Annotated in this window: 25 protein-coding genes; 14 read left to right on the top strand and 11 right to left on the bottom strand. The window is 63.0% G+C overall.

Annotated elements, in window-relative coordinates; genetic code table 11:
* Window positions 1-88: 88 nt before the first annotated feature.
* Entirely contained in the window at window positions 89-1,291 is a 1,203-nt protein-coding gene (locus ON44_RS41980; RefSeq protein WP_051183242.1) for a glycoside hydrolase family 76 protein, read from the top strand.
* A 123-nt stretch (window positions 1,292-1,414) separates the two neighbouring features.
* Here ON44_RS41980 and ON44_RS41985 read toward each other — a convergent pair whose 3' ends face one another.
* Complete coding sequence (locus ON44_RS41985) at window positions 1,415-1,834, bottom strand: hypothetical protein (protein ID WP_040700535.1); 420 nt, start codon at window positions 1,832-1,834, stop codon at window positions 1,415-1,417.
* Window positions 1,835-1,895: 61 nt separating this feature from the next.
* Window positions 1,896-2,510: a class I SAM-dependent methyltransferase gene (locus tag ON44_RS41990; RefSeq protein WP_040700537.1), complete on the bottom strand. Its 615-nt coding sequence runs from the start codon at window positions 2,508-2,510 to the stop codon at window positions 1,896-1,898.
* Window positions 2,511-2,977: 467 nt separating this feature from the next.
* Between ON44_RS41990 and ON44_RS41995 the strand changes: the two genes are divergently transcribed.
* A complete protein-coding gene (locus ON44_RS41995; protein ID WP_040700539.1) occupies window positions 2,978-4,042 on the top strand; it encodes a fatty acid desaturase family protein in 1,065 nt (354 codons plus the stop codon).
* 46 nt (window positions 4,043-4,088) lie between these two features.
* Here ON44_RS41995 and ON44_RS42000 read toward each other — a convergent pair whose 3' ends face one another.
* Both ON44_RS42000 and ON44_RS42005 read right to left on the bottom strand, forming a co-directional pair.
* Window positions 4,089-5,111, bottom strand: a complete 1,023-nt coding sequence (locus tag ON44_RS42000) for an NADP-dependent oxidoreductase (protein ID WP_040700540.1) — start codon at window positions 5,109-5,111, stop codon at window positions 4,089-4,091.
* Window positions 5,112-5,337: 226 nt separating this feature from the next.
* Window positions 5,338-5,823, bottom strand: a complete 486-nt coding sequence (locus ON44_RS42005; RefSeq protein WP_040700542.1) for a hypothetical protein — start codon at window positions 5,821-5,823, stop codon at window positions 5,338-5,340.
* Window positions 5,824-6,624: 801 nt separating this feature from the next.
* Here ON44_RS42005 and ON44_RS42010 point away from each other — a divergent pair.
* From ON44_RS42010 to ON44_RS54330, 9 genes are all read left to right on the top strand, one after another.
* Entirely contained in the window at window positions 6,625-7,311 is a 687-nt protein-coding gene (locus tag ON44_RS42010; RefSeq protein ID WP_083898505.1) for a reverse transcriptase/maturase family protein, read from the top strand.
* Window positions 7,312-7,394: 83 nt separating this feature from the next.
* Window positions 7,395-7,742: a hypothetical protein gene (locus tag ON44_RS42015; RefSeq protein ID WP_218007766.1), complete on the top strand. Its 348-nt coding sequence runs from the start codon at window positions 7,395-7,397 to the stop codon at window positions 7,740-7,742.
* A 132-nt stretch (window positions 7,743-7,874) separates the two neighbouring features.
* Window positions 7,875-9,605, top strand: coding sequence for a recombinase family protein (locus ON44_RS42020; protein WP_051183244.1), 1,731 nt, complete (start codon window positions 7,875-7,877; stop codon window positions 9,603-9,605).
* The gene (locus tag ON44_RS42025; protein WP_218007767.1) at window positions 9,535-10,668 is read left to right on the top strand and encodes a reverse transcriptase/maturase family protein; all 1,134 of its coding nucleotides are present in this window, start codon (window positions 9,535-9,537) and stop codon (window positions 10,666-10,668) included. Before ON44_RS42020 ends, ON44_RS42025 begins: the two co-directional genes overlap by 71 nt.
* Window positions 10,669-11,373: 705 nt before the next feature.
* The gene (locus ON44_RS42035) at window positions 11,374-14,100 is read left to right on the top strand and encodes a CHAT domain-containing protein (RefSeq protein WP_157187593.1); all 2,727 of its coding nucleotides are present in this window, start codon (window positions 11,374-11,376) and stop codon (window positions 14,098-14,100) included.
* A gap of 24 nt (window positions 14,101-14,124) precedes the next feature.
* The gene (locus ON44_RS42040; RefSeq protein WP_040700550.1) at window positions 14,125-14,619 is read left to right on the top strand and encodes a hypothetical protein; all 495 of its coding nucleotides are present in this window, start codon (window positions 14,125-14,127) and stop codon (window positions 14,617-14,619) included.
* Window positions 14,616-14,786: a hypothetical protein gene (locus ON44_RS51115; protein WP_157187594.1), complete on the top strand. Its 171-nt coding sequence runs from the start codon at window positions 14,616-14,618 to the stop codon at window positions 14,784-14,786. The genes ON44_RS42040 and ON44_RS51115 overlap by 4 nt, the downstream gene beginning before the upstream one ends.
* 322 nt (window positions 14,787-15,108) lie before the next feature.
* Entirely contained in the window at window positions 15,109-15,903 is a 795-nt protein-coding gene (locus ON44_RS42045) for an SDR family NAD(P)-dependent oxidoreductase (protein ID WP_040700603.1), read from the top strand.
* Window positions 15,904-15,969: 66 nt separating this feature from the next.
* A complete protein-coding gene (locus tag ON44_RS54330) occupies window positions 15,970-16,182 on the top strand; it encodes a hypothetical protein (protein ID WP_083898507.1) in 213 nt (70 codons plus the stop codon).
* A gap of 104 nt (window positions 16,183-16,286) precedes the next feature.
* Here the strand turns inward: ON44_RS54330 and ON44_RS42055 are convergent, their stop codons facing one another.
* From ON44_RS42055 to ON44_RS42075, 5 genes are all read right to left on the bottom strand, one after another.
* A complete protein-coding gene (locus tag ON44_RS42055) occupies window positions 16,287-17,033 on the bottom strand; it encodes a hypothetical protein (protein ID WP_040700552.1) in 747 nt (248 codons plus the stop codon).
* Window positions 17,034-17,361: 328 nt separating this feature from the next.
* Window positions 17,362-17,679: a DUF222 domain-containing protein gene (locus tag ON44_RS42060; RefSeq protein WP_245567547.1), complete on the bottom strand. Its 318-nt coding sequence runs from the start codon at window positions 17,677-17,679 to the stop codon at window positions 17,362-17,364.
* Window positions 17,680-17,889: 210 nt separating this feature from the next.
* Complete coding sequence (locus ON44_RS42065) at window positions 17,890-18,351, bottom strand: DUF8821 family protein (protein ID WP_040700553.1); 462 nt, start codon at window positions 18,349-18,351, stop codon at window positions 17,890-17,892.
* A 469-nt stretch (window positions 18,352-18,820) separates the two neighbouring features.
* Complete coding sequence (locus ON44_RS42070; protein ID WP_040700555.1) at window positions 18,821-19,408, bottom strand: GNAT family N-acetyltransferase; 588 nt, start codon at window positions 19,406-19,408, stop codon at window positions 18,821-18,823.
* A complete protein-coding gene (locus ON44_RS42075) occupies window positions 19,405-20,688 on the bottom strand; it encodes a helix-turn-helix domain-containing protein (RefSeq protein ID WP_040700556.1) in 1,284 nt (427 codons plus the stop codon). Before ON44_RS42075 ends, ON44_RS42070 begins: the two co-directional genes overlap by 4 nt.
* A gap of 150 nt (window positions 20,689-20,838) precedes the next feature.
* Here ON44_RS42075 and ON44_RS42080 point away from each other — a divergent pair, with 150 nt between their 5' ends.
* The 3 genes from ON44_RS42080 to ON44_RS42090 are packed head-to-tail and all read left to right on the top strand — an operon-like array spanning window position 20,839 to window position 21,577.
* The gene (locus ON44_RS42080) at window positions 20,839-21,021 is read left to right on the top strand and encodes a hypothetical protein (RefSeq protein ID WP_040700559.1); all 183 of its coding nucleotides are present in this window, start codon (window positions 20,839-20,841) and stop codon (window positions 21,019-21,021) included.
* On the top strand, window positions 21,021-21,332 hold the full coding sequence (locus ON44_RS42085; RefSeq protein ID WP_040700561.1) for a hypothetical protein: 312 nt from the start codon (window positions 21,021-21,023) through the stop codon (window positions 21,330-21,332). Before ON44_RS42080 ends, ON44_RS42085 begins: the two co-directional genes overlap by 1 nt.
* Before the next feature lie 5 nt (window positions 21,333-21,337).
* A complete protein-coding gene (locus tag ON44_RS42090; protein ID WP_040700563.1) occupies window positions 21,338-21,577 on the top strand; it encodes a hypothetical protein in 240 nt (79 codons plus the stop codon).
* Between the two features lie 47 nt (window positions 21,578-21,624).
* Here ON44_RS42090 and ON44_RS42095 read toward each other — a convergent pair whose 3' ends face one another.
* Window positions 21,625-22,236: a GNAT family N-acetyltransferase gene (locus ON44_RS42095; RefSeq protein ID WP_083898508.1), complete on the bottom strand. Its 612-nt coding sequence runs from the start codon at window positions 22,234-22,236 to the stop codon at window positions 21,625-21,627.
* Window positions 22,233-22,741, bottom strand: a 509-nt coding sequence (locus tag ON44_RS42100; RefSeq protein WP_040700565.1) for a GNAT family N-acetyltransferase, incomplete at its 5' end; no start/stop codon positions are given. The genes ON44_RS42095 and ON44_RS42100, both read right to left, overlap by 4 nt.

Consider the following 22,741-nt stretch of genomic DNA (forward strand, 5'->3'; position numbering starts at 1 on the left):
GCGCGCGGTCGTGGTCGTTGCGAGATAGGGTGTAGCTGCACGGTTTCCGGCTCCGGTGATCGTTGTTCAGTAAAGGGAGTCCGAGCGGATGGATCGCCGGAACAAGGTGATCAGCCGGCGCGGTGTGCTGCTGGCGGGCGCAGCCTCGATCGCGCTCACCGCAATGGCGCAGCCGCAGGCAGGGACGATCACTCGTAAGGTGTCAGCTGGCCCCGAGGAGCCCGGGAAGCGAGTTGACCTGGCGGAACAGGCGATCGTGCAGCGGCACGTGCGCCCGCTCTGGGGGCAGTCGGGGATGCGGTTGGGTGCGCTCGTCTGGCCGGCGTCCTTGCTGGACCAGTCCTTCGTGCGATGGTGTTACTGGTGGCAAGCCCACCTTCTCGACTGTGCGGTGGATGCCGCGTACCGCACCCGCACTCCCGAACGCATCGACCGGGTCGTCGCCCTCGCGCGCGGTATTCTGACCCGCAATCTCACCGGCTGGACCAACCGGTACTACGACGATATGTCGTGGCTGGTGCTGGCACTCGAACGTGCCGACCGGCTGCTCGGTGTCCGGTTCGGCGATGCCATCGGGGACTTGCGGGCCGCCTTGATCGATGGCTGGAACCCGGTCGTCGGTGCGGTGCCCTGGCGGTCCGGCGACGATTTCTACAACACCCCTGCGATCGGTCCGACCGGTATCGCGATGGCGCGTCTGGGTGAATTGTCCCGCGCCCGACAACTTGCCGATTTCCTCTACAACCGATTGCGCGATACCGACAGCGGCCTGATCCTCGACGGTGTCCATGAGCCCGGCGGACGAGTCGACCGGACCGTCCACACCTACAGTCAGGGCGTGACCATCGGGCTGGAAACCGAGTTGGCAGTGCGCACAGGCGAATCGAGCCATCACAGCCGCGTGGCAGCACTCGTCGCCGCAACCGAGGACCGGCTCACGGACGCTGGAGTGATCGCCGCGGCCTCCGGGAACGACTCCGGGCTGTTCATGGGCATCCTCGCCAGATATCTCGCCGAAGCCGCACTGGCCTTGGGCGACACCACCGCCGCGAATATCGTGCACGCTTCCGCGCGGGCGGCCTGGGAAAACCGCGCCGAGGTAGACGGGCTACCCCTGTTCGGTCCGGACTGGACCCGCGCGGTCGCGGTGCCGGAGCCTCCGGAAACCCTTCCCCCGCTCACACACTCGTCCGCCGCTTCGTCGGCCAACTTGAGCCGCGATCTCTCGGTACAGCTGAGCGGGTGGATGCTGCTCGAAGCGGATTACCAGCTCACCGCCGCGGGACACTGAGCCCACGGGAGCCGGGTGGGTCATCGAGCCGGATGCCATGCCCTGTCAACCAAAGTGAGGTCGACGGCCGACCGAACGCTCGCGCAGCGCGGCATGCGGGGATGAGCACGCCCCGACGCGGCTTCATGCCGGTCGTGTCATCAGCTGAGCGAGTTGCTTCGCCTGCGACGTTCTCAGTCTCACTTCGACCCGTTCCGGCTGCCGCGGATCGGTCGTCGCCGGGTCGTAGACGAAGCAGACTCGATCGGGTTGATCGAGTCTGAATTCGATTGCCGCCCATAGCGGGTGCGTCATCGGCACATCGATGTGTTTGAACCGGCCCGCCCACACCAATACCCGTCCGCCGACAGTGACAGCGATCGCGCCCGAGACCTCCCGCCGCTCCCATTCCACGAGACGACCGGATGGCCGAAAACCGCGACGAATGACCGAACCGCTCAGGCCTTCCTCGAAGAACACGGTGCCGCCGGAGGCGTCCAGCGACGCAAGCAGGTCCTCTGGTAAGAGCCCCGACCCGAACAGCAGCCGCCGCAGGGCATTCACTCGTCCAGCTCAACGAACGGATAGAGCCCACTCGGGCGGGATCTCTCGGGGTGGGCAGGCTTCAATCCGCACGCGAGAACACCGCCACCAGAAAGTCGGACTCGTCGGTAAAAGGACGTAGATCCCACGTCGATAGCAGCAAATCCACCGTAAGTCCGGCGTGCTCGGCGTCTGCCAGGAACTGCGGGAACTCGTAACCACGATCGGCGCCGAACCCCACAACCACCCGACCGGCTGGGGCGAGGTGGCGGGCGAACCCGGCCAGCACCGCCTCCCGGGTGGACGGCGCCAGAAATGTCATCACGTTGCCCGCGCAGACGATGACATCGAAGTCGCCGGCGATCCCACGGCCCGGCAAGTCCAGTTCGGCGAGATCACCGACTATCCAGGTCGGACCCGGATAGTCCTGCTCCGCCGCAGCGATCAACACCGGGTCGACGTCGACGCCGACCACGACGTGGCCGGCTCGGTGCAAGTAGGCACCCACACGCCCCGGACCGCACCCCGCATCCAGGACTCGGCCACTGCGGTCGAGCATCGCGTCGACCAGCCGCGCCTCCCCGACGATATCGGTGCCTTCGGCCGCCATTGCTCGGAACCGCTCCACGTACCACGTCGAATGCGCAGGGTCAGCAGCAGTGAGCTCTTCCCACTGGCTGGGGGTACGTCCGCTCATGGTCTGTTCCTCTTCGCTCGGGCCCGCCTCCGGTTCACTGTGCCACCGCCGTGCCGATAGTCAGCGCGCGGCCTGATGGTGCCCGCCGCCGGTGCAGCCCGCCCATCGACACCGGACCTGCGCAGGCCATTGCCAGGGTGGTGCGCTTGACCGGCCCGCGCTCAACCCCTGAGCTCACCTTCGGCCGTGCCGTCGTCGACGGGGCAGTCGGCTACGAGATCCGGATCTGCATCACCGATCCTCGGTCTGCGGTGGACATCCGATATCACACCGCAGTCCGATTCCGGCTCATACCAAGGGATTACATGGAATGAGAATCCGGTCGATAGCTTCGGTGTATCGAAATCGTCACCGTGCCCCGGACACACCGAGCAGCGGCCGCTTGATCAGATCTCCGATCGAGATCGACTGGTCGGCATCGAGCACGGGCACAGGTGGCATCTCCGACTCAGCTCTCAGGAAGATCTATGACGACACCGGCTCTGGCCCCACAGTCATTTCCATCGCGGCGCGGCGGCGCCGGCGGTGATTACGCCCGTCTGTTGCGCCGGATCTCCGACGCGGGACTGATGAACCGGCGTCCCGCCTACTACGCGGTCCGGCTCAGCCTCGTCGGGATTGCGTTCGCAGCTGGCTGGGCGGCGTTCGTCCTCGTCGGCGACTCGTGGTGGACGCTGCTGGTCGCGGCGTTCATGGCTGTGACGTTCGCTCAAATCGCCCTCGTCATGCATGATGTCGCGCACCGCCAAGTCTTCCGGCTACGGCAGCCGACGGAGGTCGTGGGCCGACTCGTCGGCAACGCCGGCATAGGCCTGGCCTACGGCTGGTGGCAGGACAAGCACACCCGGCATCACGCCAATCCGAACCACGAAGAACTCGACCCCGATGTCGCGCCCGACATTCTGGTCTGGTCACAACAGCAGGCACGGGCCAGTCGCGGTCTGCCTCGTCTCATCGGGAGGGCGCAGGCGTTCCTGTTCTTCCCCCTACTGACGCTGGAGGGCCTGAACCTCCATGTGGCCGGCGTACGTGCGCTCAGAAATCGATCGGTTAAATACCGCGGATTGGAGGGCGCGCTGCTCTTCGGCCACTTCGCCGCCTATCTGGCCGCATTGTTCGCGGTCCTGCCTGCCGACAAAGCCTTCGCGTTCCTCGCTGTCCACCAGGTGCTGTTCGGCCTGTACATGGGCTGCATCTTCGCCCCGAACCACAAGGGCATGCCAACCCTGACCGGCGACGACCGCCTCGACTACCTGCGCCGGCAGGTGCTGACCTCCCGCAACGTGCGAGGTGGCGTGCTGACCGACCTCGCTCTCGGCGGGCTCAACTATCAGATCGAGCACCACTTGTTCCCGAGCATGCCGACGCCGAATCTGCGTCACGCCACGGTGATCGTCCGGGACTACTGCGCCGAAATCGGCGTGCCTTACCACGAGACCGGGCTGATCTCCTCTTACCGCGAGGCACTGCGGCACATGCACCACGTCGGCGCGCCGCTGCGCACCACCGACCGACATCCGGTCGCCGGATGAACGTTTCCCGGCCGGGCAACGGCGACAATCTCGTATCCGTCATGTGTCAGGACTCTGCGATCTCGACCAGCTGCTTGCCGAGGTTGCGACCCTCGAAGACGGCACGCAACGCGCTCGGCGCGGATTCCAGTCCACTGCTGACGGTCTCGGCAATGGTGATCGCTCCCTGGGCCTGCCAGTTACGCAATGCCATGAAGGCTTCCGGAAAACGGTCGAGGTAGTCGAGGAAGATGAACCCTTCCATACGCGCCCGGTCCAGCGCCAGCCTCATATAGTTCCGCGGCCCACATGCCGGATCGGCGCCCTGATACCCGGAAGAGATGGCCCCGGCCAGGACTACACGCGCGCGACGGGCCAGGTGCGCCAGACCGTGCTCGAGGATACGGCCGCCCACACCGTCGAAGAAGACGTCGACGCCGTTTGGGGCAAGACGGGTCAAACAGGCATCGATATCGTCGTGTTTGTAGTCGAGGGCGGCATCCAGACCCGCATGCTCGGTGATCCAGGAGCACTTGTCCGGGCCGCCGGCGATACCGATGACCGTGCAGCCCAAAATCTTTGCGATCTGCCCCGCGATGGACCCGGTGACACCGGCCGCCGCCGAAACCAGCACCGTCTGGCCGGGCTCGGGACGGCCGATATCCGTCATACCGAAGTACGCGGTCAAACCCGGCGCTCCGAACAGACTCAGCATCGACGTAGGCGGCACACCGTCGGGCACCACGTTCAACCCGAACAACCCGCCCGCCGACCGGACGACATAATCCTGCCACCCCACCATTCCCGCGACCCAGCTACCCACTGGACAATCCGGATCGTTCGAGCGCACCACCTGCCCGACACCACTACCACGCATCACCGCGCCGACCGGCACGGCGTCAATATAGTTGTCAGCCTCATTGAGCCAGCCCCGCTGGGTGGGATCGATCCCCAGCCAATGCACCCGAATCAAGGCCTCACCCGGCCCCGGAACCGGCACCGGCACAGTCCGCAACTCGAAATCCGTGTCCCGCAGCGCCCCTACCGGCCGTCGCCCCAACACCCACTGCCTGTTCACCACATCCACCACCAGGCGATACTAGATCGCCTACACCTCGCCGCTCGCCCCCATTTACTCCCGCGCGAAAACGCGCGACATTCGGCAGATGCGGACGTTCGTCTATGCGCGATAGGCGGCATTACCGCGCACTCGAGTCGACTGAAGCTAGCTCGGGAGCTCGACATTGCGGGCCCCGCAGCCCAATGAGCAACGACTTAGAACATAGTCCATAAATAACGTGGCCAGCTGGGCGAACTCAGACCCGGCCGTGAACGTGTCCAAGCGGATTCGGCTCTGGTTCATCCGCCACGATCCAGCGACCGGTTGCCGGGACCGCGCACAGGACGAGAATCAGCAGGCTCACGATGATCGGAATGAACAAGAAGGTGAAACCTCTATTGAAGAGTTGTGCAACGCTCACGATCAGTGCCACCCCTGACGCGAGGATCAACAGGAAACGACCCGTTTTCATGTACGCCAGCAGAAGGAATCCACCGACCCACCAGGTCAGCCCGATGACGACGGCGGCGATCCCCATGACGATCAGGTCTGTGTTGTACTCGCCGATCTCGTGATATTCGCGGGCGTGATCTTCGATTCCGACGACCGTGTAGAGAACCCACATGATTCCGGTGATTCCGGTGAGTGGACCGAGGATCAGCGCGGTGATGGCTGCGGTGACGGCGGTCGCGCCGTGTGGGGCCGGCGTCGGTAACTCCGGTTGATCATGCGGATCTTTCACACCCGTTCCCCTCGTCGCTTCACGCGAACCTACCTCGCCGTGCCGGGAGCGGGCGATGCAGTGTTTCAGGTGTCTTGACGAGCAAGACGACATGGCCCATCGGCTGACCCGCTGGTGATTCCACTGAAGCCCAGACAACGCGCTGCATTCGGCAATATGGTGCGTCCGATCCGCAGCCGTGCGGTGCCCGAGATGGTCTCAGCCCGTTGATCTTCCGAGGGCCCGCGCTGGCCGCTTCGGTCAGCGCGGGTCGCGGCATGAGAGTGGTGCGCCGCGAGGCGCTTCGTCATATCCCCGGCGCAGCCGGGAAGGATTGGAGGGAGATCCTTGGGTCTGATGACTTACCCGGCGCCGAAAGGTTAACGGGGACAAGAGCATGTCAGGAAACCGGCGGCTGCGCCCAGGTATCGGGGGCGGTGCGTCGGGAGACCCGCGCGATAGGGCGAAAGCTGGATTGCCTGAAGCCCAATCTCCAGACGGTGCAAATGCCCGCCCGTCGGAAGTGATGCCTGATCACCGACGCCGTGTCCCGGGCCGGTCCCGCACTCTGGCCGGCTCGCCTTCCGGATGCGGAGCGATGTCCAGTGAGGACATTCAAGGAGATGAGTGGGCCGCCTACGTCGCGCTCGATACGTATGACGAAGACGAACGCGGGATCGCCTACGGGACGCGAGTCCTAGGGCGACGGAGTTGTCGTAGTAGTCGCCGGAATCACGCCCGGCCAGGGAGGACGGGAAAGCCGTCTGCAGGGCGAAGGACAACAGGTGACCGGGACATTCCAAGCAGTGGAAGGTATGCGAAATGCAGAGCGCCGAAACGGTATTGGGTGTCCTGAGTGAGCGCGGCAGCAAGGGGCTGCCGCTGGATGAGTTGTATCGGCAACTGTTCAATCCGCAGTTGTATCTGCTGGCCTACGGACGCATCTACGCCAACAAGGGAGCGATGACGCCCGGGGCCACCGCAGAAACCGTGGACGGTATGTCGCTGAACCGGATCGACCGCATCATCGATGCGGTGCGCCACGAGCGCTACCGGTTCAGCCCCGCACGAAGGGTCTGGATCCCCAAACGCAATGGGAAACTGCGCCCGCTGGGACTGCCGACCTGGTCGGACAAACTGCTCGGTGAGGTGATCCGGCTGCTGCTGGAAGCCTTTTACGAGCCACAGTTTTCCGGCCGTTCCCACGGGTTCCGGCCCGGCCGGGGCTGCCACACCGCTTTGAGCGAGGTGGCCGACACCTGGACCGGGACAACCTGGTTCGTCGAAGGCGATGTCGCCGACTGCTTCGGATCGCTGGATCATCAAGTGCTCCTTGCGATTTTGGCGGACAAGATCCACGACAACCGGTTCCTGCGGCTGATGCGAAACATGCTCGAGGCCGGATACCTCGAGGAATGGACATGGAACGCCACCTTGTCGGGTGCACCGCAAGGGGGCGTGGTTACGCCCCCAACGCAGTTGGCAACTTCTGCTTCGATGTCTCGCTGAGTTACCGGCGGCTGGAACTGATGCCTCGTGCCAATTCCTCTGTTCTGGAGCGGGATTGACATGTCGGGTAGTAGTTTTATGGCATGGCTGATGGTCGTGTTCGTGTGGGTGCGGTCGATTACGCGCGTCGGGTCAATGCCGCTGCCGACCTTCTCGCCACGGGGCTATCGGTCGCGGAAGTTGTTGCGGCACTGGCGGATCGGTTCGGCTGCTCGACGCGGCAAGCCCGCCGGTATGCCGGGCGGGCGGTGCGCGAGGGCCAGGTCACGGTTCCCGGCGAGTCGGTGGTTTTCACCGTCAAGCTGCCGGCGGTGCTGGCGGGGCGGGTCCGGGACCGGGCGCGGGCATCGCAGATCACGATCTCCGCCCTGGTGGCGCTTGCGTTGACGGAGTTCTTGGCGCGGGGCCCCGGACAGCTCCGTCGCAGGTGAACGAGCGGGCGGTCGAAGCGGAGTTCGTGTTCGACCGTCACGCGGCCACGGATATGTCGGTGGCCTACTCCATTCTGGTACCGCAACGACGGGCCCGCACCCTGCGAGCCGGTCAGGAAGGAATGACACCGCATGAGCAACGCGGTGATTTACGCCCGGGTGTCCTCGGCCCGGCAGAAGAAGGACGAGACGATCGGCTCCCAGATCGAGGCGCTGAAAGCGCACGCGCGAGACCTCGGGCTCGAGGTGCCTGAGCAGTGGATTTTCCGTGACGACGGGCATTCCGGGGCCACGCTGATCCGTCCGGCGCTCGAGCGGTTGCGGGATCTGATTGCGGGCGTCGATATCGATGTGGTGCTGTGCTATTCGCCGGACCGGCTCGCCCGTAAGTTCGCCTATCAGGCGCTGTTGATCGAGGAATTCACCCGCGCGGGCACCCGGGTCGAGTTCGTGCGTGGCCCGCGTGGCGACACCCCCGAGGACCAGCTGATGGTGCAGTTCCAGGGCATGTTCGCCGAATACGAGAAAGCCCAGATCATGGAACGGTATCGGCGCGGCAAGACCCACCGCGCCAAATCGGGTTCGGTCAACGTGCTCGGTGGCGCCCCGTTCGGCTACCGCTATCTGCGCAAAACCGACCACACTGGCGCGGTCTACGAGATCGCCGAGCATGAGTCCGCGCTGGTCGCGGAGATGTTTCGGCGTTACGCCGACGACGGGGCCTCCATCGCCGACCTGACGCGCTGGCTCACCGATACGGGCACCCCGACCCGCACGGGCAAGACCCGGTGGGATCGGTCGGTGGTGTGGGGCATGCTGCGTAACCCGGCCTATGCCGGTCGGGCGGTGTTCGGCAAGACGAAGGTCGTGCACGAATCGGCGGACCTGAACCGGGTGGCGCGGCTGCAGGGCCGCTCGACGCCGACCGCGTCGAAAACCGTGGACCGCCCGCGCGAGGAATGGATCGAGATCGCGGTCCCGGCGATCGTGTCGCAAGCAACCTTCGATCGGGTCGCCGCTCGGCTGGCCGAGAACAAACGCACCACAGGCCGCGGCCGAGGCCGGGGCCGCACCGAATCGTATCTGCTGCAAGGACTTTCAGCGTGTGACCGATGCGGCTACGGCTACTACCGGACCGCGACCCGCACCACGAACAAGAGGGTCTCCTACTACCGGTGCCTGGGCTCGGACAACTACCGCTACGAAGGCGGGCGGGTCTGTGACAACAAACCGGTCCGTGCGGACTACCTCGATACCGTGGTCTGGGACCACATCACCGGCCTGCTCGCTGACCCGACCCTGATCCGCACCGAGATCGACAAACGACTCGACACCGCGAAATCCTCGGATCCTGTTGTGGTGCAACGTAAACGGATCGATACCGCGCTGGCTAAAACCCGGTCCGGGATCGCCGCGATGATCGAAGCGTTCGGTGAGCAGCTGATCACCATCGACGAGCTGCGCTCCCGCATGCCCGGGCTGCGGGCGCGGGAATCCAGCCTGCGCAACCAGATCGGCGCCCTCGACGCCCAGCAAGCCGACCGCGAAGGCTACCTCGCCCTCGCCCACGACCTGGAAGGGTTCCTCACCCAGCTGCGCACCAGCGCTGAAACCGCGACCGTCGATGAACGCCGGCGTGTAGTGAAACTGCTGGTCAAAGATGTTCTCATCGGGCCGGAAAAGATCACCATCCGCCACCGCATCCCGCTGCGTGAACGCACCAGCGGCGGCAACCAGTCCGCAGCGGACTCCGACACGGAGGGTGAACATTGCCAACTGCGTTGGGGGCGTAATGTCGCCGATACTGTGCAATATCTATCTGCACAAACTCGACGAATTCGTCGAGCGCACGCTCATCCCTGAATATACAAGGGGGACAAGGAGAATGCGCAACGCCGAATACGAGCGGATCCGTCATCGGCTGGCGCGGGCCCGCAAACGCGGTGACCGAGACCGAGTGCGGCAGTTACGCACACAGCAGGCTCGCCTGCCCAGCGTCGACTGCCGAGATCCCGGCTATCGCCGACTGCGATACATCCGCTACGCCGACGACGTTCTGCTCGGATTCGCCGGACCGAAACACGAGGCCGAGGAAATCAAACAGCGACTGACCAGATTCATGCGCGAGGAACTCCGCTTGGATTTGTCGCAGGAGAAAACGCTGATCACCCACGCGCGGACCCGCGCGGCACGGTTCCTCGGATACGAGATCACCACCCAGACCGGCACTGGCGGCCGAAAGACCGCCGAAGGCGGCATCCGGCTGCGAGTGCCGATCCCGGTGATCAAATCCTCGTGCGCGACCTACCTGCGCGGCGGCAAACCCGCCGCACAGCGCGCCCTGCAGAACCTGCACGATCACGACATCGTTGCCGCGTTCGGGACGCGATACCGGGGCATCGTCAACTACTACCTGCTCGCCGCGGACGTCTATCGTCTGGAACGGGTGAGGTGGACGATGCAAACCTCGATGCTGAAAACGCTTGCAGGCAAGCACAAATCGTCGGTGGCCAAGATGGCGGTCCGTTATCGCGCCACCGCCGAAACCCTGGACGGGCCGCGCACCTGCTTCGAAGCGGCTCGGCACCGCGGCAACCGAAAACCCCAGGTCGCGAGGTTCGGAGGCATTCCCCTCTCCCGGCGAAAGACCGCGATCCTCCACGATCGCGTTCCCGGCCGAAATCCCCTGCCCCGCAAGGAGATCATCACCCGCCTCCAGCGGAGCATCTGCGAACTCTGCGGAACCCGTGGCGAAGTGCACATCCATCACGTCGCGAAACTGTCCGAGCTCGCGAAATCAGGCCCGCACCAACCGGAATGGGTCAAAATCATGGCAACCCGGCGCCGCAAGACCCTCGTCGTCTGCCCGCCCTGCCACGACCTGATCCACACCGGCCCGGTCCAGGCCACACCTCTCACAACATAGGTCACTGGAGAGCCGGATGCCGGGAAAGCTGGCACGTCCGGTTCGGCGGGAGGCCGTTCGGAAAAGGACCTGCAAACTGCAGGCACCTCGCTGCACGGCCTACCCAACCGTTTGCGGGCGCTCGTCTGTGTCGGCGCGGGTAGCCGCCGAAGCCGGAACGATGTTCACATTCGCGGTCGCGAATCCGGCCCGGTAATTCACGACGTTGCTGACCTATCGCTTCGGTTGTTGTTCATGCCGGTAGGTGGTTGGGGGAGTTGGGGACTGGGATTTCGAACTGCCAGGGGCCGGGAGGCCGGGGCGGGTGGCGGCCTGGGTGTGTACGTGCAGGTAGTCCGCACGGGAGAGGTCGAATGGCGCGGAGTTCGGGCACGATGAACACTCTTCAAGGCCTACCTCACGGCAAGCCAGATCGATGACACCTACCCGTGCAGCAGCCCGTGGGCGGCGTTGGCTTCGGCGCGGACGGCGGCCAGGACTCACTGGTGATCTCGATGACGGTGTCGACCCCATATCACGAGGCTGAGGATGTGCACTCCTCAGCTGCCTCGAGCAAGTACGATTGCGTGACTTCAGCCGTGCTATTGGGGAGCGAAATGGTGCACCGCGGGGAAGGGAAGATTAGTGGGAAACGGTAAGGATCGGAACCCGGATGCCCCAGAGGTAGTGCCACTTCACACGAACAAGGGTCCGTTGTTCGTGCCAATGGGGACGAAGTCCAAGCCGAAATTCGACCATCTCGACCCGCTAGGGGATGAGCTCAGCGTCATTCTGTCGTGTGTCGCGACCGTGTTGGTGAACATTGGATTAGATGCAGATGACTTAGGGCGTGCTCTTCAGCCATCGGCACAGTTGCGCCTCGATCTACTCGTCGAGGGAGATAAAGCACGAAGACATCTCCGCAGTGTTCTCGACAAAGCGAATAGCTCTCGTAGGCGAAGGTTCTCTGCGCGCCGCCTGCTGCGCTGTTCGGACCAGCTTCTTGCATGCGCTGCCCTCACCGGAAATATCGAAGACTTCGAGCTGGTCGAATCTGTGCTGACTGCCGCCGAATCAGCGGAATCCCGACCGGCGAAGCGATTGAGTTTGCTCGCTGGGCTTGCGCGGTGCGGCGAGGCCCGCGGCACCGCAAATGATGACCTGATACATTTTGGGTTGGCACTGGACCGGTGCGCCGAGATTTCCGAGTTGAGGACTACTATCAGAGTAGCCTGGGCGCCGGCGCGACGGCGAGCTGTTCGGAAAGCGATGATCCAGGCAAGCCTGACTGCGGCCACAGTTCACATCGCACTTTCCGAGCTGAATCCGGAGTTGGAACACGCTTCGCAGGCGAGAATACTATTAGAGTACGTACATGCACTGCTATTTCGACGCCAGATTCCAATTGGCGAGGATATCGCCATGGCCATGGTGCTCACTCGATCTCACAGGAAACTTGCCAGAGAGTATCTTATACTCGAAAGCTGCCTGGCATTCACCGTAGCGTCAGACTTGGAAGCTCTCGCCGAGACTGTACAACGCTCGTCGGTTGCCGCGACCAGATTGCCATCGAAGCCAGGAGGCGACCTGTTCTTGAGTGCCCACTTGATCCTGCTTCGCATGTTTTTGCTGCAAGTACAGCCAGTGATCCACGGGACCGAGGACGTCATTGTTCCGGGCGAGATCACCGAGACTCTTGCAAAAGCTCTTACTGTTACACCTCTTGCATCGGTCTCACAGCTTCGTGCACTCGCGTTGGCTGCCGATCTCTTCGATATCGCACATGGTGAAGGACCGGCTATAGTTGCGGGTGTGATCCGCCACCTCTGCTACCGGGAAGGGCTGAAGTCATCGCCCCGCGTCCGGCTCGAAATATTGATGAATTGGGCAGGGTCCGAAGAGGCGCGCGGCAATTGGAAAACTGCTGCCGAAGTCTACGGTATTGCGTTGTCGGTGTTGACGCAAATGACGGAAGGGCATCCGTTCGAGCCGCACCGGGAAAGACTTGTGGCACATGGCCGCCGCCTGCGGCCGCTAGCAGCCCATGCATTCGCGAGAATAGATGAATTCTGGCGTGCCATCGAGGTCGCCGAGGCGGGTCGGCTGACACTACTGGCGAACAAAGACGTCGCGTGGCTGCCGGACCTCGCACTCCTGGAAAAGCGGGGACGCGAGGACCTTGCATCGGAATTCCGCAAGGCAGAAAATACTCTGTTGGATCTGAGCCGACGCGTGGAGTTGTCGCAACTGTCTCGCAGCGGAATAGGTAAATTCACATCTTTCGAGGACCTACGAAAAATTGTCCAAAGCCGGGAAGAATCTATCAGCGCCATTCGCGCACTGCAAGGTTTCGAAGACTTTCCTTCCAAGCTTGATCCGATATCGGACATAAAAAGTATCGCCTCCACGCCCATAGTTTATTTGATACCAGGCGCCGTGAGTGGGAGTCTATTACTTGTGGACAGGAGTGGTTCACCCGTATGGCGTGAGCTCCCGGCGCTGACTTGGCAAGACGTTTGGGCGCGCGGCCTCGACTATTTGGAAGCTTACCGCGCTCACCTGAAGCATCCTCGGGACCAATCCAAGTTCGAAGCATGGGGTGAGGCGTTACTATCTATTACGCGATGGTTGTGGATTGCTGCAGTTGGGCCGATGATCGAAATCCTTGGCAACGAGCCCTTTGCTCGTATAGTCGCCATGGGAATCCTCAGCAATTTGCCCCTTCATGCCGCGTGGGAGCCGTCACCCGCTGGTTCCGATATACCTGGGCGATACGCAATCGACTCGCACGCTCTGAGTTATTTACCGAGCGCCAGCGCGCTGCGACGAATCGATACGGGCCACCGGAAGGTGCTGAGGCCGCTCGCAGTCAGCGATCCGTCGGATATGTCGGCTGGATCCCTCGGTTGGTCAACGCTTGAATTGTCGACTTTACGAGATCGTGTTGGCGATATCGATGAATTGAGTGGGTCGGATGCGACTCGAGAAGCATTGCGAGATAGGCTGCCTGGCCATAATTTGTTACACGTCTCGACGCATGGAGCCGCGTACGAGGATTTTCCCAGGAGAAGCGGCTTCCTGCTTGCCGGCGACCAGGCGGTCAGCGTGTCGGATCTTCGCGACTGGGATACCTCCGCACTCGATCTCGTAGTACTTTCGAGCTGCGAGAGCGCATTGATCGGCGGGCTGGCCCCCGACGAGATGATGAGTATGCCGGGGGCATTCTTCAGCTCTGCCGGCTGTCGAGTGGTAGGCACTCTCTGGCCTCCCGATCAGGAAGCAGCAGCGCGCTATTTTGAAATATTCTACCGCTGCTGGAATTTTGAACTGGATGTGATCAGCATTGCGCAAGGTATGCGGCAGGCAACCTTGGAAGTGCGCAGCATGTCGAGCAATGAGGGATTCCCATTCGAACATCCGGCTTTTTGGGCCCCCTACCTACTGGTCGGCTAATCTAAAAGAGAGGGTGCATGTAATATGCCCGACGACGAACGAGTGAAGATCTTATTCACCGAGTCCTTGCGACTCCTCGAGGCTCAGCAAAAGGATTTCGACCAAATTCGCGTCAGAGCATCGTACCTGCTCACCGCTATAACGATTTCCACAACATTTCTGGGCGGTAGCCTGATCCGCGTCGGAAAACTCTCCGCATTGGACTGGGCGGCATTGGTTGCGTTCATCATAGGACTTTTGCTCTGCGCATGGCTGGTGGCCGGACCTGCACGCGATTGGTATGTCGGATTCGACCCCGTCCTGGCCTACGAGAATTACTACGCCAAGCTCGATCCCCCGCTCACACGAGACGAGTTCTGCATCGAAATGTTGTATGCTACGGAGAAGGGTATGGATGTAAACGAAGGGAAGTTGAGAATCCGGCGATGGGCACTTGGCATAGCCGCGCTGGCGCTCGGCTTCGAGATCCTGTTCTGGTATCTCGGAATCAACCGGTTCGAAAGGATTGCTCAATCATGACAGGCGAGGAACCCGCACGCGAGAGTGCCGCCAATGACGTTCCGTCCACTCCTGAAGTGGCGCGGCGTCGCCCGAATTTGCCGCCAGTCGGTAAATGGACGACTAAGCATTCACGCAAAAACTCGAATAATGCCAACGAAGAGCAGCCCGAAACTGACATCAACTGAGATACTGGATAGGCGGCGACATTGGTTGCAGTTCCACTGCTGAGGAAAGAGTTCCGCCGCATGATTACCGCCCGAACTGAATTCGAATCCGTTCGGGTGGCGCGAAACCGTCGGTACATGCATCACGCCGACCGTCCACACCGAATCAAACGCACATCCTCACCTTCCATGTCGAATGTCCGCTATTCGGCAATACCGGATGTCTCGAGCCGCACCGCCGGGCACAGTTCGGCGTCGCCATGTTTGCCCTCTCTGCTGGTCGAGTTTGCCGATTCGGGCGTGGCGGAAACTCCAGGTCCGAGAGCTGCGGCACGATGGTGCGATGCACATAGACCTTTCCGGACGACGCGCATTGGTATCAGGATCCAGTCAGGGCATCGGGTTGGCTATTGCGACAGAACTGGCCCGGGCGGGGGCATCGGTGGTGGTCAACGGACGGGACCGCGACAAGACCGAGCGAGCCCGCGCGAGCATCACGAGCGAAGTGCGGGGCGCCGAGGTTACTGCCGTGGCAACCGATCTCGCCTCGGCAGACGGTGCGGCGACGCTGCGCGAGCAGGTCAACGATCTCGACATTCTCGTCAACAACCTCGGCATCTTCGGCGCCAAGCCGGTGCTCGAGATCGAGGACGACGAATGGCGGCGCTACTTCGAGGTCAACGTGCTGTCCGCGGTGCGGCTGATCCGAATGTACTTGCCAGGAATGATGGACCGCGGGTTCGGGCGAGTGATGAACATCGCCAGCGACTCAGCGGTCGTGACCCCGATCGAGATGGTTCATTACGGCACTACGAAGACTGCCTTGTTGGCGGTCACCCGTGGTTACGCGAAAGCGGCGGCGGGCACCGGCGTCACCGTCAACTCGGTGATGGCAGGGCCGACACGCACGCCAGGGGTCGAGGATTTCGTCCACGAGTTGGTGGGCGACGAATTGCCGTGGGATCAGGCCGAACACCAATTCATGATGGACCATCGTCCACACTCGCTGATCCAACGTCTGATCGAGCCGACCGAGATCGCGGCGATGATCGTTTACCTGAGCTCGGAATTCGCGTCGGCCACGACAGGCGGCGCCCTTCGAGTCGACGGCGGCTACATAGACTCCATCCTCCCCTAGACCATGTCTCACGTCGTTGTAGTTCGTTCGGGTGTCGTAACCGGTTGTGCTGCATGATGTCTGGTCGTGGTTGATGATCTATCGCTTCGGAGGGCATCGAGTCCAGCGAGCGCCTCGGCCGACGCCGCTGGGTCATCGAACGAACGATCTCCGCTGACCGGGTATCACCGGCTCAACATCCGCTACGACCGCAAGGCCACCCACTTCCTCGGCTTCCTCACCCTCGCCGCAGCCGTGACCGGCTACAAGAAACTCACGAAGGCGAAATCGACGACATGAGACACGGTCTGAGCAGAGTGGCATCCTGAAATCGGCAGATGCGGACGTTCGTCTACGCGCGATAGGCGGCATTACAAGTTGTTCGGAGCCCTCGGGGCTCGTGCTCATTCGTCGGATGGTGTGGTTTTCGCGTCGGGTGGAAACCGTTTGCGGGGAGGGTAGATCGGATCCGGGTGGTGTCCGAACAAGAAGTCGCGGAAGGTTCGCAGATATTCGTCCTGCTGCTGTTGATCGAGGAACGTGGTCGTGTTCGGGTCGAACCAATCGCTCGGTGTCGGACGTCGCGCGATCACGTAGTCGAGGGCTTCGCGCACCATGTCCCCATAGCTCGGCTCCTTGATGATGGCGAAGCGCAGTTCTGATGCGTAACGCCACATCTGATCGCCCAGATAGGTGTAGGGCATCTTGCCGACCGGCCACAGCAGACTATCGACATGCGGGATTTCGTCCCACCACTCCGGCAGTGGGTCGGGGCGCACGCTGGCCCCTGGCTCTGCGGGTGAATCCGTGAGGCGTTCCGGGCTGGAGGCGGGTGCGGCGGGATTTCGGCCGACGCCGCGGGGACGCCACATCGGCCCGGTCCAGAGGTTGCTGGGCGGATACCAGATGCCGCGCCACACGGGGACTCCGAGATGGGAAGGGTTCAGCGGGAGTTTCTCGGCGAGCGAGATGTCGACCGTGATGTGGCGCACGGGGGGTAGCTCTATGTCGTCGGGGAACAGATCCGCCACCATCGACAAGCAGTCCCGCTCGTCGAATCCGGTCACACCAACGCCCTGGCTCAACTGCGGCCAGGAAAGTCGTCTGCTCCCCAGATCGAATTCGATCCAGAACCGCCGCACCGTGGGCATACGCGCCCTCCTCCCATGGCCCCTACCGCCGAGCGCTTACCCACGATACCGACGTCCGATCGGTGCCCGCGACTCGATAATCCGCAGTTGAGTGCGTTCGTCTACCGGCGCCGCGGCCCGGATTCTGTTCGAACCGACCGGACCCGGCCACATCGAACTAGAACTCGGCCGCTCGCTCGAAGGCCGCGACGCCACACATCTGCGTTACCGCGTGATCCATGCACGAACTTCGAACATCACAGCCATGCTCGAATTCGATCCTCGTTCGTCCGGTCGAGATGAGCTCGGCTCGTTGATCTTTCAGAGCTCGAAGCACCCGGGCTCGGCCTCAGCTCGCGGCCGCCAGCACCCTCCACATCTTTCTGGTACGCGAGCGGACCTGCGGAGCCGCGTATTCGATTCGCCGGCGCGCTTCGTCAGCACTGATCCGCAGCAGGTCGGTCAACAGCTCCACGGTGTCCCGATAGCCGGTGTCTGCGGCGAGGCCACGACGCTCGGCTTCGGCGACGGCCGCGCGCATGGCAGCATCCAGTCGCCTCCGACGGCGTTCGGTTTCGACGAGGGTGCGCAGCAAGTCGACATCGGCCAGTTCGGGCCATCCTGGTGTTCGAGCATCCGGCGCCAGCGCGGTCGAATGTATGTTCACCCGCAGCAGCCTACCTCAAACATAGAACATATGTTCGATAACTCGACTTGCTTGCCATGCCCGAGTAGGTGTCACCGGATGAAGAACACGTTCCCTACGCCCGCTTGTGTGATTGCCGCGCCTCCCACAAGGTTGCCGATCGCATCGGCGCCGTTCATGAGAGTAATTTGCAGACCGAAGGTCTCTTGTCGTTGCCGTCCGGTTCGGCGGTCAGTATTCGTTCTTGATGACGAAGTAGGAGCCGCGAATCGTCCCGGCCAACTTCGACTTCTGCCTCGCGAACTTGAACGAGCCGAGTTCCTCGGGGACGTCCATCCCTTCGGAGAGTTTGAATCCGACCGCCCGCTTGTCGCTGCCGTCGACGGAATACATGACGTTGATGGCGAGCCCGTTCTCGTAGAAGACATAGGCGAAGCGAATATTCGCCACCTCGAACGCCGTGGCTTCCAGGGGCCGTGACGAGATGACGATGCCGCGTTCCTCTTCGAGGATCCGGCTCACCCAGTCGACGGTCGATTCGGCATCTCCCGCAGGTTCCACTGTGAAGTCGTGGCCGTACTTGTTCCTGAAATATCGGGCCTCGTTCGCCCGCAGGCCGGCGAGGGCATCCGCGACCGGCGACGATTCCAGGCCGACGGTCGATACGGTGGTGAAGTCCACGGTGTAGGACATGGCGAACTCCTCACAGAATTTGTCCGTTCAACTTCCTGAACCCGGGTATCCATCTCGTCCCGAGACGGCATGGCGAGGTTGAATCGAGCTGGACTCTACAACGCCGTGGGACCACCGCGTGGAGTGCGAAGCGGTCGAACGGACGTAAGCGGTGCTCATAGCGTGAGCCAGGCGGAGACGACCTGGTCGGCGCGGCGTGTCGCAAGGGTACCCACGTCCGATAATCGGCTATTTCCGGACGTTCGAGCGCCGACGCCGATACGGCAATGCGCAACGACGTTCGTGCGAAGCACTTGGCTCAACTAGGCCGGGGACATCCGTTGGAACCTGCTCGCAGACGGGGTCGACTTGGTCGACCGCGGTGAGATCATCGGCGCTGCAACGGTTGTGGCGGATTATCGGGCGTTCAGCCCGCCGATTGCGTGATCGCTCGCGCCGGTCGACGGAAGTGATTCATAGGCGTTCCCGGTCAGTTTGTAGGCAGGTCGCGGATAAGCACGTCGAATGTGGGTGCGTCGGGCCAGCTCGGCGTAAGGGTGCCTACCCGATACCAGCCCCAGTTGTGGTAGGTGGTGTAGGCGCGGGTGTTGTCGGGGCGGACGAGCAGTGTCGCGCGTTGTTCTGCTCGGTGGCCAAGGAGTTCGTCGTGGAGGGCATGGGCGATGCCTCGGCCGGTGAGCTCGGACCGCACCATGATTTCGCTGAGTGCGAATGTGCGGGAACCATTCTCGGCCGTGAAATCGGCTGCGTCGCCCTCGTCCAGTTGGAGACCACCCCACCATGCGGTGCTCTCTTGCAGCGGCCAGCCCCACGCCTGGCCGCATGCGCGCCCGTCGAGTTCCGCGATCACCAGCTCGAACCCGGCGGGCCGACTGGGGTCGGTGTATGCGTCGAAGCGGTGCATGAATGCCTCCGGTGCCTCGAATTTCTCGCCAGCTTCGATCGCATGAACGTAAGAACCGCGGAATATGTCCTCGATCTCCGTGCGTCGCTCGCGGGCCTGTTCGGCCGAAAGATGATGGAACTCCAGGGTTGTCGCCTTCTGGTCTGGATTCATGCGGTCGTGACCCTTCTCGCCAGATCGTCGAATCGTTGCCGGAATTCGTCGGAGTATCCCTCCACCGCACCTCGAACTGGCGCAAGGAGTTTGAGGGTGCGCGTGGAGGAGATCTCTCGCTCGAGATCGGCGATGACGGAAAGTCCCTGATCAGCAGCACCTTCGATATCTCCTGCATTTGCCAAAGCCGCCGCCCAGCCTGCTCGATAGTTCGCGGCGTTGCGGGCACCTGCCTGCTCCAGCGCGAGTCCAGCCGATACGGTTGCCGCCTTCGCCAAGTCGCCGAGGTCTCCGATACCGCGGGCTTCGTGACATCGGATCTCGGTGGTCGTGACGAACCGGAGCCACCGGGGGCACTCCCCAGGCGACTCGTGCTCGAACGCGAAATCCAGTTCACGCCAAGCAGTGGCAACGGCTTTGCCGAATCCGGTGCGGTCACCGAGGACGCCGTATGCCTGGGCTTCACGGATGGCCATCAACGCGTGGACGCGGCCTGGTGGGCGACCACGGCTCAGATCCCGCGCACGTCCGATGAGCCCGAGCGCGCGGTGCGGGTTCGCTTGGCCGGACCGTGACAGGGTGGTCGCCTGATGTGCGGCGTTCAAACATACGTGGACGGTTAGTTCTTCGTCGCCGGCTTGGTTGGCCAATGCGAACGCGTCGGCATAACAGCGGCGCGCGAGCGGGTGCATCTCGGAGTCGTACGCCAACCAACCGGCGATTGTCGCGAGCTCGCCCGCCGCGCGCATGAAAGCCTTGCCCGCTTGTTCTTCGAAGGCACATGTCTCCAAGACGGCCTTCGCTCGTTCGAGATCGTCTATGGCTGTCTGCAGCAGTGTTGTGCCACCCACGATCTGCTCGCGCTGGGCAATGTCCTCGACCTTCGCCGCGAGTCGGTGCGCGTCGGCAATTCCGATCCGACTCGGGAACGGGGCGGAATTCACGGCAGGGAGCGCAATCGCGTTCCCGAGCAGTACTCCGAACTCCCGGCGCTTCACTTCGTCGCTCTCGACTTCCCGTGCAATGGGCCCCATCGTCAGGCTATCGTCGGCAACCGCTGCCCGAAACCGTTGCGCCTGCTGATCATTTAGACGGGCAAGTTCGGAGTCCAGGTCCTGGGCAGACTTCCCTCGTACCGGGCGGGATACTGTCGCCTTCTCCCACTTCCTGATCGTCGGCGGCTCGTAGCCGACCTGCGCGGCGAACTCGTCTTGCGTCGGCCGCAGCGCCGCCGTGCGAAGGGCTTTCACCTCCACACCGGTCCACTTGCTGACGATCATGGCCACCCCTGTTTTCGCGTCCACAATGCTCGGTACCGAAAGCGTATTACTTGCGTGCGGTTTCGTGGCTGGGATCGAAGTGGCTGGTCGGCGACGCTTTATGGGCATCCGAGGTCTCGGGTGCGTCGACTGCAGTCAAGGGGAGGAATCGTGACGAATTCAGAACTGCCGCAGCGCTATCCGATTGTCGTGCCGCCAGTCGCGTACAGCGGTGCTACGGCCGATGTGGTCGAGCGGTTCGCGGATGCCGTTCGCGAGTGGGCCGGACACTCTGGGCGAACGGAGGGCCGAGGTATCGAGTCCACGGCAGCTGCGAATCGCGAGGCGGTGTGATGCGGCGAGATCGGTTGCGTACCACGCAAACTCCGGATGGTCGAAAGGTTGCGGTGTGGCAGTTGGTCGGGTGTTCCGTGCGGGTGTTGCGCGTGCAGTTCGCTGCGGAGTCGTTCGCTGCGTACTGCTTGCCGTCGCGCGCGCCGCTGACGGAAGAGCAAGCCGGAACGGTCATATTCGACCCGTATCCCGATTTGGCCGCCGCTCGGGAGTTGCTGCCCAAGCACAGTGATCTGTGGGACGTGCTTCGAGACGACTACTGGGCGGCGCTCATGAATTCGAAGGCCCTGCCGAACTCATCGGAGGCATAGGGCAGATGTCCGAGATGCCTCGGGGCGAGATCGCTCCGTCTGTGCGCGCATTGCTCGCCGCTTTTCACGAAGAAACCCATTTCAAGCTCGACCTCGCCCCCGTCGACAGCGCTCCGATCTACGAGCGCACGGCCGATGGCTGGTTGTGTCGAGTCGGCGAAGACGGCTGGCTCCTGGACGCCGGCTTGGACGAGAGCGACGCCATCGGGGGCGACTCGGTCGGCGTGCACGACACAGATACCTGAGCGAGCGTTCACGGCGCCGGGCTACGTTCGTGCCGAACTGGTCTCCCTCAGCCATGCTCAGAACGCGCGACTGGGCGGCTGGCCGGAAAGTTGTCTTTGATCCAGAACATGCCGCGGCCCGACTCCGCGGGGGCGCGCACCTCGCGTGGTGCGACCCGGTCGAGCCGGTATCCGAGTCGGCGGGGGACCGCGGCGCTGTGAACATTGGCTTCGTCACAGCGAATTTCAACGCGGTCGACGCCGGGTAGGTCTAACGCGATTCGAGTCAGCGCGGCGGCGGAGCGGGTGATTATTCCTCGGCCGGTATGCGCGACATGGCACCAGTAGCCGATTTCCAGCGTGCGCGGGCCGATGCGGTCGTGGATTCCGATCGCACCGAGTAGGGGCCCGTCGACGTCGAAGATGCCGTAGTTGCAACTTCCGTCGGGGCTCGGCCAGCTCGTCGCCATCGCGTCGCCGAAGGCACGGTGCTGTTCGAGTGTCATGGGTTCGGCCAGCCAGTCCATCCATGGATGGAGGTGGTCGAAGGAGGCGGTGACCGCGTCGAACCGTGGCACCAGGTCCTCGGGCTGCCAACTGCGAAGCAGCAGGTCACCTAGGTGGATCTGCTGAGGCGGCGCAATTCCGGGCGCGAGCGCGGCTGGTTGCTCGGTGTTCATCCTGGGATGTTGGCAGCCGATCCGATATGGGGCAACGCAGAACCGAGCTGCTTGACGTAGCGGTGGGCGGGAACCGACACCGGGCCATCGGGTCCGGGGGCCTGGTGATCGAACAGGCCCTCATCGACCCACCCGTTGCGGGCGTAGAAAGCGCGGGCTCGGGTGTTGCCCGGAACTACGGCGAGCCAGGCGCGCGAATGCCCGTTTGCATGTATGCGCTGCTCGGCGGCGAAGAGCAGGGTTGCGGCGACTCCGGTGCCGCGGTGATGGCGGGACAGGTAGACCTGGTCGACTTCGTCGTCGAGAGTCATGACGAAACCGGCTACCTGTTCGGCGATGATCGCGACGACCGTGTCGTCGATTCGCTGAGCGGCGCGTACGTCGAACGATTCCGGTGGGCGGACGGCGATGAGTTCGTCGGGGACATTGCCGAGGTGGGCGTCGCGCCAGCCTTCGTACCAGATGGCCGCGATGGATTCGGCGTCCTCGAGGCGGGCGGGGCGCA

It is taken from the genome of Nocardia vinacea NBRC 16497 (assembly GCF_000308835.1).
In the GTDB taxonomy this organism is placed as follows: Bacteria; Actinomycetota; Actinomycetes; order Mycobacteriales; family Mycobacteriaceae; genus Nocardia; species Nocardia vinacea.